The organism is Vibrio sp. 10N.247.310.98 (assembly GCF_041467395.1).
In the GTDB taxonomy this organism is placed as follows: domain Bacteria; phylum Pseudomonadota; class Gammaproteobacteria; order Enterobacterales; family Vibrionaceae; genus Vibrio; species Vibrio crassostreae_C.
The window spans coordinates 50,039-63,982 of the sequence record NZ_JBFSUL010000025.1 but is presented as its reverse complement, the minus strand read 5'-3'; the positions used below and the strand labels follow the sequence as shown (position 1 = coordinate 63,982).

Sequence of the window (13,944 nt, the reverse complement as noted above, 5' to 3'; positions counted from 1 at the left end):
CGTATCTCGTATCTCGTATCTCGTATCTCGTATCTCGTATCTCGTATCTCGTATCGCAGATACAAAAAAGCCTCGCTATAGCTATATAGCGAGGCTTTGGAATTTTTATGCGCCCTTAAAATAGGGAGCGTTAACGTAAGGTCTGAATTACTTCAGCATACCTTCGTTAGCGTTCTCACGAACGTGCTTAAGAATAGACTTAACACCACGTGCGCTTGAAGCAACAACATTACCAGAAGTCATGTAATCAGTACCGCCAGCAAAGTCAGTCATGATAGCACCAGCTTCACGAGCGATTAGATCGCCAGCTGCTAGATCCCATGGCTTAAGGCCAAGTTCTAGGTAACCATCAACACGGCCAGCTGCTAGGTAACATAGGTCAAGAGCAGGAGAACCTGTACGACGGAAATCAGCACAGTCGATGAATAGACCAGAGATGATCTTCATGAAAGATTCAGAGTGTTGTTTTTGCTTGAATGGGAAACCAGTCGCTAGAACAGTACCTTGAAGGTCTTTTAGTTGAGTAACACGCATACGAGCGTTGTTAAGTTGAGCGCCAGCGCCACGTTGAGCTGTGAATAGCTCGTTTAGCATTGGGTCATAAACACAAGCAACTTCTGTACGACCGTTCATGCGAACAGCGATAGATACAGAGAAGTGAGGGAAACCTTTTACAAAGTTGTTGGTGCCATCCAGTGGGTCAACGATCCATTGTACATCAGAGTCTTTACCTTCAGTCAGGCCTTTCTCTTCAGAAATAATGCTGTGCTCTGGGTAAGATGCTTTGATTGTCTCAATGATCATGTACTCAGCTTCTTGAGCAATGTTAGTAACGTAATCGTTGTTACCTTTTAGAGACGATTCGATCTTATCAGTTGTTTCTAGAGATTTAGCAATATGGTTGCCAGCTTTACGCGCAGCGCGTATCGCAATGTTTAGCATTGGATGCATATGGTTTTTCCCACAAGATGTTAAAGAACAATTTAAAGCGGCGGCGAGTATACCAAAGTTTTACCAAAAGGGAAGTGGTTATTTTTTGAACTCTTGGTTTCACATTACGCGAAGGGTCTGACCATTTTACTTTGCTATGTGTTAATATCTCGCGATTATTTTTAAAGTGGTGTCATATAGCATGTTAGACAATGTAAAAGTCGTTCTGGTTGGTACGTCTCATTCGGGAAATATCGGATCAGCAGCTCGCGCAATGAAAGTGATGGGTTTGAGTCAATTAGTTCTTGTAGACCCTCAATGTGAAGTTGACGAGCAGACCTTAGCACTGGCTGCGGGTGCAGGTGACATCGCAGAAAACGCGACTATCGTTTCTACATTAGACGAAGCCGTAAAAGACTGTGGTTTGGTGGTTGGTTCGAGTGCACGTTCACGTACGCTTGAATGGCCAATGCTTGAGCCTCGTGAGTGTGGACAAAAGTTTGCGATTGAAGGTCAAAAGCACCCAGTCGCATTAGTGTTCGGCCGTGAACGTACTGGCTTGACTAACGATGAGCTTCAGAAGTGCCACTTCCATGTATGTATCCCAGCTAACCCTGAATACAGCTCGCTAAACCTAGCAATGGCAGTGCAGACTCTGAGCTACGAAGTGCGTGTAGCTCACCTTGATATGGTCGCTAGCCAATATCAGCCACAGCAACAAGATGAGTACCCTCGTCACGAAGAACTAGAAATGTTCTATGAGCACCTTGAAAAAGTGATCATTGATACCCAATTTATCTCTAAGGATAAGCCAGGTCAGGTGATGAATAAACTACGTCGTCTGTTCAGTCGAGCTCGTCCAGAGTTGCAAGAGATCAACACTCTACGCGGCATTTTGACTTCAATTGAGAAGAGCAAAAACGACAAATAAAAACCACACAAACCCTAAGGGTGAATACTTGACTAAAATAGTCAACTAAATACTTGACCAATTTAGTCAGGTATGGGAAGATTCCAACCACATAAACAATGTGGATTCGGTGTGATATGAAACTTACATCTAAAGGAAGATATGCGGTAACAGCTATGCTAGATGTAGCACTGCATTCGCAAAAAAGCCCAGTTCCTCTGGCTGATATTTCAGAGCGACAGGGCATCTCATTATCTTACTTAGAACAGCTATTTTCTAAGTTACGTAAAGCTGGCTTAGTTGCTAGTGTTCGTGGTCCTGGCGGTGGTTACCGTTTAGGTGCTGAAGCGAGCGACATCGCTGTCGGAACTGTAATTGCTGCAGTAGACGAATCAGTTGATGCAACTAAGTGTCACGGTCGAGCAGATTGCCAAGGTGGTAGTCGTTGTTTAACTCACACTCTTTGGCGTGATTTAAGCTCCCGAATCAGCAGCTTCTTAAATGACATTACGCTCGGTGAGCTAATGAAAGATAACGAAGTTTTAGAGATTTCTGATCGTCAAGATATCGATCTTGCGGTTAATAATGGTTTTGCACATAAAAATACGAGCACTACAACGATTAGTGCAGCACCTCACGGTGTTAATGCCCGCTCTTAGCGGTCAGTTTTTACATTGGAGTAGAAAATGAAACTGCCTATTTACTTTGACTATTCAGCTACATGCCCAGTCGATCCACGTGTTGCTGAAAAAATGGTTCAGTGCATGACGATGGACGGTAACTTCGGTAACCCTGCATCTCGTTCACACCGTTACGGCTGGCAGGCAGAAGAATCAGTAGATAATGCTCGTGAGCAAATTGCCGATCTACTAAATGCAGACCCACGTGAGATTGTTTTCACGTCAGGTGCTACAGAGTCAGACAACCTTGCTATCAAAGGTGCAGCGCACTTTTACGAGAAGAAAGGTAAGCACGTAATCACGTGTAAAACAGAACATAAAGCGGTTCTTGATCCATGTCGCCAACTAGAGCGTGAAGGTTTTGAGGTGACTTACCTTGAGCCTGAAGCAAACGGCATCATTGATTTAGACAAGCTACAAGCAGCAATGCGTGAAGATACGGTTCTTGTTTCTATCATGCACGTAAACAACGAGATTGGTGTAATCCAAGATATCTCTGCAATCGGCGAATTATGTCGTTCACGCAAGATCATCTTCCACGTTGATGCGGCTCAGTCTGCGGGTAAAATCCCACTAGATGTAAAAGAGATGAAAGTTGACCTTATCTCTCTTTCTGCACACAAAGCATACGGCCCTAAAGGCATTGGTGCTTTGTACGTTCGTCGTAAGCCACGTATTCGTCTTGAAGCACAGATGCACGGTGGAGGTCACGAACGTGGTTTCCGTTCTGGTACGCTTGCTACTCACCAAATCGTGGGTATGGGTGAAGCTTTTGCTGTCGCTAAACAAGACATGCAGAAAGATTATGACCACGCACTAGCACTTCGCGAGCGTCTATTGAAAGGGGTTCAAGATCTAGAAGCAGTAACGGTAAATGGCGACTTAGATCAACGTGTACCACATAACCTAAACGTGAGCTTTGCTTTCGTTGAAGGTGAATCTCTGCTTATGTCTTTAAAAGACTTAGCGGTATCATCAGGTTCTGCATGTACATCAGCGAGTCTTGAGCCTTCATACGTTTTACGCGCTCTTGGCTTAAACGATGAACTGGCACACAGCTCAGTACGTTTTTCATTCGGCCGTTTCACTACGGAAGAAGAAATCGACTACGCGATTGCACAAATCCGTGTAGCAGTAAATAAATTACGCGACATGTCTCCTCTATGGGATATGTATAAAGAAGGGATTGATTTGAACACTGTTGAGTGGGCTCATCACTAATCTCACGGAAATAGAGGATTCGAGGTAACTATCATGGCATATAGCGAAAAAGTAATTGATCACTACGAAAACCCACGTAACGTAGGTTCGTTTGATAAAGAAGATCCAAGTGTAGGTAGCGGCATGGTTGGCGCACCAGCTTGTGGTGACGTAATGAAACTGCAAATCAAAGTATCTGCAGAAGGTATTATTGAAGACGCAAAATTCAAGACTTACGGTTGCGGTAGCGCAATCGCTTCTAGCTCACTAGTCACTGAGTGGGTTAAAGGTAAAAGTATTGATGAAGCAGCTGCTATTAAAAACTCTGAAATCGCAGAAGAGCTAGAGTTGCCACCAGTGAAAGTTCACTGTTCAATTCTTGCTGAAGATGCAATCAAAGCAGCGGTTGCGGATTACAAAAAGAAGCACTAATCGTTTCTACAACGTAATCACTTCAAAAAAGTAATATTTGGGAGCACCCTTTGTGCTCCCCCTGAGTTCTCAATTTATATAAAACACAAGGTTGTAGTATGGCCATCACCATGACAGATACGGCAGCAAGCCGAGTTCAAGCTTTCCTAGATAACCGAGGTAAAGGTATCGGGTTGCGCTTAGCGGTAAAAACTACTGGCTGTTCGGGTATGGCGTATGTACTGGAATTCGTTGACGAGCTCAACGAAGAAGACGAAGTGTTCGAGCATTCAGGTGTTAAGGTCATCATTGATCCAAAGAGCCTAGTTTACCTAGACGGTACTGAGCTTGATTACGTAAAAGAAGGCCTAAACGAAGGTTTTGAATTCAACAACCCTAACGCGAAAGGCGAATGTGGTTGTGGTGAGAGCTTCAATGTATAAACGCCTCAATCGTTGAGCGTTTATAATGAGCGAAGAATAAAATTAGGCTCTAAGTAAAGAGCCTAAACTTAGGACCACCGTTACATGAATCATTTCGAATTATTTGGGCTACCACTTCAGTTTCAACTGGATGGTAGCCTTCTTTCTTCTCAGTTTAGAGATCTGCAACGCCAATTCCACCCTGATAAATTTGCCACGGCTTCTGAGCGAGATCGCTTGCTGGCTGTGCAAAAAGCTGCGCAAATCAATGATGCGTACCAGGTGTTGAAAAATCCAGTCAGCCGCGCTGAATACCTGTTAGTTCAACATGGTGAGGATATTCGTGGTGAGCAGCAGACTATGCAAGATCCTATGTTCCTGATGGAGCAAATGGAATTGCGTGAAGAGCTGGAAGATATCGCCGACAGTTCTGATCCTGAAGATGCTTTGTTTGCATTTGAAGGAAAGGTTAGCAAAATGTATAAACAACAATTAAGCGCTATCCAACAAGAACTCGACAGCGAAGCTTGGTTAGAAGCTGCAGACCGAGTAAGAAAGCTTAAGTTTATTGCAAAATTAAAGAATGAAATCGAGTTAGTTGAAGATCGTTTGATCGGCTAGTTCGTATAACAAGGACACATCCATGGCACTACTTCAGATTGCAGAACCAGGGCAAAGCGCCGCTCCTCACCAGCACAAGCTTGCAGTGGGTATTGATTTAGGTACAACAAACTCATTGGTTGCGTCAGTGCGCAGTGGTGAGGCAAGCACGCTTGTTGATCAACAAGGTCGCAGTATTCTCCCTTCCGTTGTTCACTATCAGTCAGAGTCGTACACCACTGGTGATGAAGCGCGTGTAAATGCACAAACTGATCCTAAAAATACCATTATCTCAGTTAAGCGATTAATCGGTCGTTCACTGTCAGATATTCAACAGCGATACCCATCTCTGCCATATCAGTTTGAAGAAAGTGATAATGGCCTGCCTGTGATTAACACAGCGCAAGGAAATAAGAACCCAATTCAAGTATCTGCAGATATTCTTCGTGCACTCGGTCAACGTGCTGAGTCGACGTTAGGTGGTGAATTGGCTGGTGCCGTGATTACCGTCCCTGCGTACTTTGATGATGCACAACGTGCAGGTACCAAAGACGCAGCGCAACTTGCTGGTCTTCATGTGTTACGTCTTCTTAATGAACCCACTGCAGCCGCGATTGCTTATGGCTTGGATTCAGGTAAAGAAGGGGTAATCGCTGTTTATGACTTAGGCGGTGGTACGTTTGATATCTCTATCCTACGCCTGTCTAAAGGTGTCTTCGAAGTTTTAGCAACCGGTGGTGACTCTGCATTAGGCGGCGATGACTTTGACCATTTAGTTGCGGATCATTTCCAAGAGCAAATGGGCTTGTTAGAGCTGACAGCAGAACAGAACCGTATTCTTCTAGACGCAGCAACAGAAGCGAAGATTGGCTTATCTGAAGCTGAAAGCGTTAATGTTGAAGCACTAGGTTGGTCTGGCTCTTTAACTCGTGAAGAGTTCGAAGAGATCATCAAGCCACTAGTTAAGAAAACGCTGCTTTCGTGCCGCCGAGCACTGAAAGATGCGGAAGTTGACGCGGATGAAGTACTAGAAGTCGTGATGGTAGGTGGTTCAACTCGTACCTTACTTGTTCGTGAAATGGTCGGTGGCTTCTTTGGTCGTACTCCATTAACCAGTATTAACCCTGATGAAGTGGTTGCGATTGGCGCATCGATTCAAGCGGATATCTTAGTTGGCAACAAGCCTGACTCTGAGATGCTGCTATTGGATGTTATCCCTCTGTCACTGGGTATCGAAACCATGGGTGGCTTAGTCGAAAAGATCATCCCTCGTAACACCACGATCCCTGTTGCTCGCGCACAAGAATTTACCACGTTCAAAGACGGTCAAACTGCAATGACAGTACACACCGTGCAAGGCGAGCGTGAGATGGTTGATGACTGTCGTTCACTGGCTCGATTTGCTCTGAAAGGCATCCCGCCGATGACTGCAGGTGCTGCTCATATTCGTGTTACTTACCAAGTGGATGCTGATGGCCTGCTATCGGTTACCGCAATGGAGAAGAGCACTGGCGTTCAAGCTGAAATCCAAGTTAAGCCTTCTTACGGTCTAAGCGACAACGAAGTGGCTAGCATGCTGAAAGATTCGATGACGTTTGCAAAAGAAGACATGCAAGCGCGTGCTCTTGCTGAGCAACGCGTAGAAGCGGATCGCGTTATCGAAGGCCTTATCGCTGCAATGCAAGCCGACGGTGACGAGCTACTTGATGAGCAAGGCAAACAACAACTTGTTCAAGCGATTGAAGCACTGATTGAAGTGCGTAATGGCGACAACGCTGATGCTATTGAACTAGAAATTAAGAATACCGACAAAGCGAGCCAAGACTTTGCTTCTCGTCGTATGGATAAATCAATTCGTGCTGCACTGTCAGGTCAGTCAGTCGATAATATTTAATAGTTAGAGAATAGATAAACATGCCAAAGATTATTGTTTTACCTCACGAAGATCTATGTCCAGAAGGCGCTGTTTTAGAAGCAAAAACTGGTGAGACGGTTCTTGATGTTGCACTGAAGGCCGGTATTGGTATTGAACACGCATGTGAGAAATCGTGCGCATGTACAACATGTCACGTTGTGATTCGTGAAGGTTTTGATTCTTTAGAAGAGAGTGATGATCTAGAAGACGACATGCTAGATAAAGCATGGGGCTTAGAGATGGAATCTCGCTTGGGTTGCCAAGCTAAAGTGGCTGATACGGATCTTGTTGTAGAGATTCCAAAGTACACGTTGAACCTGGCTTCTGAAGACCATTAAGAACCTGTTCTCAGTCATGGCTAATACAGCGATGACTGAGAGAGTTATTGCTTAGACAAACATACTAAGAAAACTGGCCTAGAATATAGATCATAAAGGTGACCAAGCGTCGCTGATAAATATAAGGAAGTGTTATGAGCTTGAAGTGGATTGATTCGCGAGATATCGCAATTGAGCTATGTGATTTGTACCCTGATACTGATCCTAAAACGGTACGTTTTACCGATCTGCATCAATGGGTGCTAGACCTTGAAGAGTTCGACGACGAGCCTAACCACTCGAATGAGAAAATCTTAGAGGCTATTATTTTGTGCTGGATGGATGAGATGGATTAATCCTCTTATCTGATGATTTGGTCGCGGGTTGGCATCAGTCCAATATAAAACGCAGCCAAGTTAACAATTCTTACTAAAAAAAGCGGACCTTATGGTCCGTTTTTTTATCAAAATGACATTTTCCTCCTACATAATGCTAACATCAGTGAGCTAATAAAAAATAATCAGAATCACACTCTCGAAGTGGTTCATGACAAGGAGAAATCATGTCTACACAGATGCCAGTATTTTTAAGTCAAGAAGCTGCCCAGCCTCAGTGGGGAGCAAGAGCTATTTTATCGTTCTCAGAAGCGGGAGCGACAATTCACATTGGTGAAGGCCACGATCTAGGCGCAGTTCAACGTGCGGGTCGTACGCTTGACGGACAAGGTATCGCATTCGTTTCACTTCGTGGTGAAGGTTGGGTTCTAGAAAGCGTTTGGGCTTTCTACCAAGGCTACCGTGGACCAAAGAAAAAGAATGCATTGGAATGGGATGCACTTTCAGAAGCCGATCAAACTGAGCTTGAAGCTCGTATTCGCGCAACTGACTGGACGCGTGACATTATCAATAAAACCGCTGAAGAAGTGGCACCTCGTCAACTTGCGACAATGGCTGCAGAATACATCAAGTCAGTGGCACCAGCGGGCACTGTTAAAGCGAAGATTGTTAAAGACAAGGATCTACTAACCGAAGGTTGGGAAGGCATCTACGCGGTCGGCCGTGGCTCTGAGCGTACATCAGCAATGCTGCAACTGGACTTCAACCCAACAGGCGATGAAAACGCACCTGTATTTGCTTGTTTAGTCGGTAAAGGTATTACGTTCGATTCGGGCGGTTACAGTATCAAGCCAGGCCAATTCATGACAGCGATGAAAGCTGACATGGGTGGCGCAGCAACGATTACTGGTGGTTTAGGTCTTGCGATTGAACGCGGTCTTAACAAGCGCATCAAGCTTATTCTATGTTGCGCAGAGAACATGATCTCTGGTCGCGCATTGAAGCTTGGCGATATCATTACCTACAAAAACGGTAAAACAGTTGAGATCATGAACACTGATGCGGAAGGTCGCTTAGTGCTAGCTGATGGCCTGATGTACGCAAGTGCACAAAGCCCTGAGCTGATCATCGACTGTGCAACGCTAACAGGCGCGGCTAAAAACGCATTAGGTAACGACTACCACGCACTATTAAGCTTCGATGATGAGTTGTCTCACCAAGCGCTAACAGCGGCAAACCAAGAGAAAGAAGGCTTATGGCCACTGCCTCTTGCTGATTTCCACCGTGGTATGTTGCCTTCAAACTTTGCTGATCTTTCAAACATCAGCACAGGCGATTACACACCGGGTGCAAGTACAGCAGCGGCATTCCTTTCTTACTTTGTAGATGATTACAAAAAAGGTTGGATTCATATGGATTGCGCGGGTACTTACCGTAAGTCAGCAAGTGACAAGTGGGCGGCAGGCGCAACGGGTATGGGCGTTCGCACACTGGCTCGTCTTCTTATCGACCAAGCAAAATAATAATAAGGGTGAGCGGTATTTTGTGCCGCTCATTCATAAAGCTCAGATCGAAAGATCTCAGTAATTTCAGTATTTAATAACAAAAAAATGAAGTGAAGGAATCCCTATGGCTCTAGAAAGAACGTTCTCAATTGTTAAGCCGGATGCAGTTAAGCGTAACCTTGTTGGTGAAATCTACCACCGTATCGAAAAAGCAGGCCTAGAAATTATTGCTGCTAAAATGGTTCGTCTTACTGAAGAGCAAGCGAGTGGCTTCTACGCTGAACACGAAGGCAAAGAGTTCTTCCCGGCTCTTAAAGAGTTTATGACTTCTGGTCCTATCATGGTTCAAGTGCTTGAAGGCGAAAACGCTATCGCTCGTTACCGTGAGCTTATGGGTAAAACAAACCCAGAAGAAGCGGCATGTGGCACTATCCGTGCTGACTACGCAATCAGCATGCGTTACAACTCAGTACACGGCAGCGACAGCCCTGAGTCTGCAGCTCGCGAAATCGAATTCTTCTTCCCAGAATCTGAAATTTGCCCACGCCCAGCTCAATAATCGGCACAGCAAATGATTCTAAAGGCTTCACTTCGGTGAGGCCTTTTTTGTAAGTGGATTTTACGCTCTCGATAATCAATTTAGTCGTCATTCTCGAAAGCGACGAAGGAGCGTAATCGGGAATCTGTTTTTGTTATTGGAGATTCCAGATACTTCGTTCCTCAGTTCTGGAATGACGGGGAACTTTGGAGCAACCATCTCGTGGTAAATATTATCGAGCAATTGGTGATTATTTACGTCATTCCCGAAAGCGACGAAGGAGTGTAATCGGGAATCTTTGTTTAAATTGGGTAATCTCAGGCCGATAAATACAATTGTTCAAATTTTAATCGCTTAAGTTTGAATGTCTTAATAAACACAGGGTTTTACAATGCTTGTTGAAGTTGCGTAAAGCCTGTACAATTCGCGCCCTTAATTATTGTTCCGTCATTGAGAGGCATCATGACCACAGCTAAAGTCAATCTACTCGATTTTGATCGTAAAGGTCTTCGTAAATTTTTCACAGAAGAACTGAATGAGAAAGCGTTTCGAGCAGAGCAAGTGATGAAGTGGATTTATCACTTCGGTGTCGATGACTTCGAACAAATGAATAACATCAACAAAAAGTTACGTGAGAAACTTCAACGTCGCTGTGAGATTGTTGCACCTGTTGTTTCTGAAGCTCAACACTCTTCAGATGGCACAATTAAATGGGCGATGAGCGTTGGCGACCAAGACGTTGAAACGGTATACATCCCAGATGGTGACCGTGCGACGCTATGTGTATCTTCACAGGTTGGTTGTGCACTTGAATGTAAGTTCTGTTCTACAGCTCAACAAGGCTTCAACCGTAACCTAAAAGTTTCAGAGATTGTTGGCCAAATCTGGCGTGCATCTCGCGAAATCGGCCTAGAAAAAGAAACCGGTCGTCGTCCAATTACTAACGTTGTAATGATGGGTATGGGCGAGCCTCTATTGAACATGAAGAACCTAATGCCATCATTAGAAATCATGCTTGATGATCTAGGTTTCGCACTGTCTAAGCGTCGTGTAACCGTATCAACTTCTGGTGTTGTTTCTGGCCTTGACCAAATGACAGACAACATCGATGTCGCATTGGCTATTTCTCTACATGCGCCAAACGATGCACTACGTAGCCAAATCATGCCGATCAACGACCGTTGGGATATCCAAGACTTCCTAGCATCTGTTCGTCGTTACATTGCATCTTCAAACGCTAACCGCGGTAAAGTAACGGTTGAGTACGTGCTATTGGATCATGTGAATGATGATATGGACCACGCACGTGAACTTGCAGAGCTAATGAAAGAGACGCCTTGTAAGATCAACTTGATTCCATTCAACCCTTACCCGGGTTCGCCTTATAAGAAGCCAAGCAACTCTCGTATTGATCGCTTCCAAAAAACGCTGATGGAATACAACTACACAGTAACCGTTCGTAAGACTCGTGGTGATGATATTGATGCCGCGTGTGGTCAGTTAGTCGGTGATGTGATTGATAGAACCAAACGTACCAAAATGATCAAAGCAGCCTCTGAAGCGAACTTGATTGCCGGTGGTGTGATTGAAGTAAAAGCGCTATAAAACGCGATTAGAACCTAAACAAGCCAGAAGTCTTACTTCTGGCTTGTTGCTTTTCTGGGGTGCAGTTTTTGATTTTTTGGACTTCTTGCCCACGCTTTCTTACATTTTTCGTCAAATTTTGGACAAAACCATGAGCTGACGGTAAATTTTGTTTAAAGTGTTTTTGCCTTGTAATGGCATTAGCTTATGATTAACTAATCTTAAATTAATTTAAGTGCTCGCTTGCTACTGATCATCAATATGTCTATTTAGGTTGGCTACTTGATAAACTAGCTTCCTGAGAAGGTCATCCATAATAAATGAATGATGTTCGCCTTTAAGGGTTGATGATTTAGATAGCAGGAAAAATTCCACATAACGTGGGTTGTTAGATTGAGCTTAAACGACAATAAGAAAACGCTCTCCTCAACCTGCGATAATACTTTAGAAGTTCACTCTCTATGAACACAGAACAAGATACACAAGCGCAAGAAAACGTAGCTCCAGCTTTGGAAGCGGGAACGCTGCTTAAGAACAAACGAGAATCTCTTGGTTTAACGCAAAAGCAGATTTCTGATCGCTTGAAACTTCGCGTTACTCTGATCCAACAAATTGAAGAAAACCAATTCGAGTCAGATCAAGTGGCGACGTTTATGCGTGGCTATATTCGTTCATACGCGAAATACGTCAATCTTGACGAAAAAGTCGTATTGAGTGCGCTGCATCATGCCGGTGATGCTCAGCATCAAGAGCAAGAAATGCTGAGTTTTTCTCGTAAGACCAAAACCGAGAAGCACAACAGCCGTATTATGATCCTGACTTGGAGCATTTTTGCGGTCATTGCGGGTATCTCCTCACTTTGGTGGTGGCAGAACCAACAGCAAGACACCCTATCTCAATCTTTAGCGAATACTGAAAGCTCAGAAGAGCTAGCGGTAGAAGAATCACTTGCCCCTGAATTCACCTCTTTGGAAGTGATTGAAGCTGAACAAAACGAAGCGGGTGCTTCTGTTGTTGAAGGTGCTGAAGGCCTTGCTGCGATAAGCGATGCGGAAGAAAGTTCAGATGCTGTTACTCCAGCTGACGAAACTTCTGCACAACAAACAACAGAGACTGAACCAACTGCTGAAGCTGCTGCGAATGCAGAAACGGTTGAAGCTAGCACGGCTCCTGAAGCTGTGGCTAACGAACTAGTGATGCAGTTCACCGCTGATTGCTGGATCCAAGTAAAAGATGCAACGGGTAAAACCTTGTCGACTGGCATCAAAAAAGCAGGTCAGTCGTTAAATCTATCAGGAACTGCGCCATATAAAGTGATTCTAGGTGCGCCAGAAGGCGTATCAATGACATTTGCAAGTGAACCTGTCGACCTTTCTGGGTATACTTCAGGCAAAGTAGCTAGAATAACCTTACCTTAGAGTTAATATGCAACACGAATCTCCTATTATTCGTCGCAAATCAACCCGTATTTATGTGGGTGATGTGCCGATCGGTGATGGTGCACCAATTGCTGTGCAATCCATGACCAACACAAGAACAACAGATGTAGCCGCGACCGTTGCTCAAATTAGAGCTCTGGAAAAAGTTGGCGCTGATATCGTTCGCGTATCTGTACCGACTATGGATGCAGCTGAAGCCTTTAAGCTAATCAAGCAGCAGGTCTCTGTTCCTTTGGTTGCTGATATTCACTTCGACTACCGTATCGCACTTAAAGTGGCGGAATACGGCGTTGACTGTCTGCGTATCAACCCAGGTAACATCGGTAACGAAAGCCGTATCCGCTCAGTTGTTGATTGTGCACGTGATATGAATATTCCGATTCGTATTGGTGTTAACGGCGGTTCTCTTGAGAAAGAGATCCAAGAGAAATACACAGAACCTACAGCAGAAGCGCTTGTTGAATCAGCAATGCGTCATGTAGATATCCTAGACCGTCTGAACTTTGATCAATTCAAAGTCAGCGTGAAGGCTTCTGATGTATTCCTTGCTGTCGGTTCTTACCGTTTGCTGGCTAAGCAGATTGATCAACCTCTCCACCTTGGTATTACCGAAGCGGGTGGTGCGCGTGCAGGCTCTGTGAAGTCAGCGGTAGGTTTAGGTATGCTTCTTTCTGAAGGTATCGGCGATACGCTGCGTATATCGCTAGCGGCTGATCCGGTTGAAGAGATCAAAGTTGGCTTTGATATTCTTAAATCTTTGCGCATTCGTTCGCGTGGCATCAACTTCATTGCGTGTCCGAGCTGTTCTCGTCAAGAGTTCGATGTTATTAACACCGTTAATGCCCTTGAAGAGCGCCTAGAAGACGTGATCACTCCAATGGACGTATCTATCATCGGTTGTGTGGTTAACGGCCCTGGTGAAGCTGAAGTGTCTCACTTAGGTTTAGCTGGTAGTGCACGTAAGAGTGCCTTCTACGAAGATGGTAAGCGTCAGAAAGAGCGCTTCGACAACGATGACCTTGTCGACAAACTTGAAGCTAAGATTCGTGCAAAAGCGTCAGTGCTTGATAAAGCAAATCGCATTGATGTAGAAAACTTAGAAGATTAATACAACGCGATGGGGTGTGATTGTCTATTCGCACTAACACCTGGTCGTGA

The 13,944-nt window shown here is 44.6% G+C and carries 15 protein-coding genes; 14 read left to right on the top strand and 1 reads right to left on the bottom strand.

Annotated features, from left to right (window positions below; all coding sequences use genetic code 11):
- Nucleotides 1-147 precede the first annotated feature (147 nt).
- Nucleotides 148-951 carry an inositol-1-monophosphatase gene (gene suhB / locus AB6E78_RS12120; RefSeq protein ID WP_017062836.1) on the bottom strand — a complete coding sequence of 268 codons (804 nt, stop codon included), beginning with the start codon at nucleotides 949-951 and terminating at the stop codon, nucleotides 148-150.
- A gap of 181 nt (nucleotides 952-1,132) precedes the next feature.
- On the opposite strand from suhB, the gene trmJ reads away from it, so the two are divergent.
- The 14 genes from trmJ to ispG all read left to right on the top strand — a co-directional run bounded on the left by trmJ (nucleotide 1,133) and on the right by ispG (nucleotide 13,894).
- Nucleotides 1,133-1,861, top strand: coding sequence for a tRNA (cytosine(32)/uridine(32)-2'-O)-methyltransferase TrmJ (gene trmJ / locus AB6E78_RS12115; RefSeq protein WP_017062835.1), 729 nt, complete (start codon nucleotides 1,133-1,135; stop codon nucleotides 1,859-1,861).
- A gap of 116 nt (nucleotides 1,862-1,977) precedes the next feature.
- Nucleotides 1,978-2,499: a Fe-S cluster assembly transcriptional regulator IscR gene (iscR, locus tag AB6E78_RS12110; RefSeq protein WP_010440512.1), complete on the top strand. Its 522-nt coding sequence runs from the start codon at nucleotides 1,978-1,980 to the stop codon at nucleotides 2,497-2,499.
- A 27-nt stretch (nucleotides 2,500-2,526) separates the two neighbouring features.
- On the top strand, nucleotides 2,527-3,741 hold the full coding sequence (locus AB6E78_RS12105) for an IscS subfamily cysteine desulfurase (protein WP_010440514.1): 1,215 nt from the start codon (nucleotides 2,527-2,529) through the stop codon (nucleotides 3,739-3,741).
- 33 nt (nucleotides 3,742-3,774) lie between these two features.
- Nucleotides 3,775-4,152 carry a Fe-S cluster assembly scaffold IscU gene (iscU, locus tag AB6E78_RS12100; protein WP_004735094.1) on the top strand — a complete coding sequence of 126 codons (378 nt, stop codon included), beginning with the start codon at nucleotides 3,775-3,777 and terminating at the stop codon, nucleotides 4,150-4,152.
- A 98-nt stretch (nucleotides 4,153-4,250) separates the two neighbouring features.
- A complete protein-coding gene (iscA, locus tag AB6E78_RS12095; protein WP_010440519.1) occupies nucleotides 4,251-4,574 on the top strand; it encodes an iron-sulfur cluster assembly protein IscA in 324 nt (107 codons plus the stop codon).
- Between the two features lie 84 nt (nucleotides 4,575-4,658).
- The gene (gene hscB / locus AB6E78_RS12090; protein ID WP_010440522.1) at nucleotides 4,659-5,174 is read left to right on the top strand and encodes a co-chaperone HscB; all 516 of its coding nucleotides are present in this window, start codon (nucleotides 4,659-4,661) and stop codon (nucleotides 5,172-5,174) included.
- Nucleotides 5,175-5,196: 22 nt separating this feature from the next.
- Nucleotides 5,197-7,047, top strand: coding sequence for a Fe-S protein assembly chaperone HscA (gene hscA, locus AB6E78_RS12085; RefSeq protein ID WP_372111272.1), 1,851 nt, complete (start codon nucleotides 5,197-5,199; stop codon nucleotides 7,045-7,047).
- A 20-nt stretch (nucleotides 7,048-7,067) separates the two neighbouring features.
- The gene (gene fdx / locus AB6E78_RS12080; RefSeq protein WP_010440525.1) at nucleotides 7,068-7,406 is read left to right on the top strand and encodes an ISC system 2Fe-2S type ferredoxin; all 339 of its coding nucleotides are present in this window, start codon (nucleotides 7,068-7,070) and stop codon (nucleotides 7,404-7,406) included.
- 134 nt (nucleotides 7,407-7,540) lie between these two features.
- Nucleotides 7,541-7,741 (top strand): Fe-S cluster assembly protein IscX, encoded by a 201-nt coding sequence (gene iscX / locus AB6E78_RS12075; RefSeq protein ID WP_004740335.1) that lies wholly within the window; start codon nucleotides 7,541-7,543, stop codon nucleotides 7,739-7,741.
- Nucleotides 7,742-7,947: 206 nt separating this feature from the next.
- Complete coding sequence (gene pepB, locus AB6E78_RS12070) at nucleotides 7,948-9,243, top strand: aminopeptidase PepB (protein WP_372111269.1); 1,296 nt, start codon at nucleotides 7,948-7,950, stop codon at nucleotides 9,241-9,243.
- Between the two features lie 106 nt (nucleotides 9,244-9,349).
- Nucleotides 9,350-9,784 (top strand): nucleoside-diphosphate kinase, encoded by a 435-nt coding sequence (gene ndk / locus AB6E78_RS12065; protein WP_016797173.1) that lies wholly within the window; start codon nucleotides 9,350-9,352, stop codon nucleotides 9,782-9,784.
- Nucleotides 9,785-10,225: 441 nt separating this feature from the next.
- On the top strand, nucleotides 10,226-11,368 hold the full coding sequence (locus AB6E78_RS12060; protein WP_372111268.1) for a bifunctional tRNA (adenosine(37)-C2)-methyltransferase TrmG/ribosomal RNA large subunit methyltransferase RlmN: 1,143 nt from the start codon (nucleotides 10,226-10,228) through the stop codon (nucleotides 11,366-11,368).
- A gap of 440 nt (nucleotides 11,369-11,808) precedes the next feature.
- Nucleotides 11,809-12,765: a cytoskeleton protein RodZ gene (gene rodZ, locus AB6E78_RS12055; protein ID WP_017062515.1), complete on the top strand. Its 957-nt coding sequence runs from the start codon at nucleotides 11,809-11,811 to the stop codon at nucleotides 12,763-12,765.
- A gap of 7 nt (nucleotides 12,766-12,772) precedes the next feature.
- Nucleotides 12,773-13,894: a flavodoxin-dependent (E)-4-hydroxy-3-methylbut-2-enyl-diphosphate synthase gene (gene ispG / locus AB6E78_RS12050; protein WP_009848294.1), complete on the top strand. Its 1,122-nt coding sequence runs from the start codon at nucleotides 12,773-12,775 to the stop codon at nucleotides 13,892-13,894.
- Nucleotides 13,895-13,944: the final 50 nt, after the last annotated feature.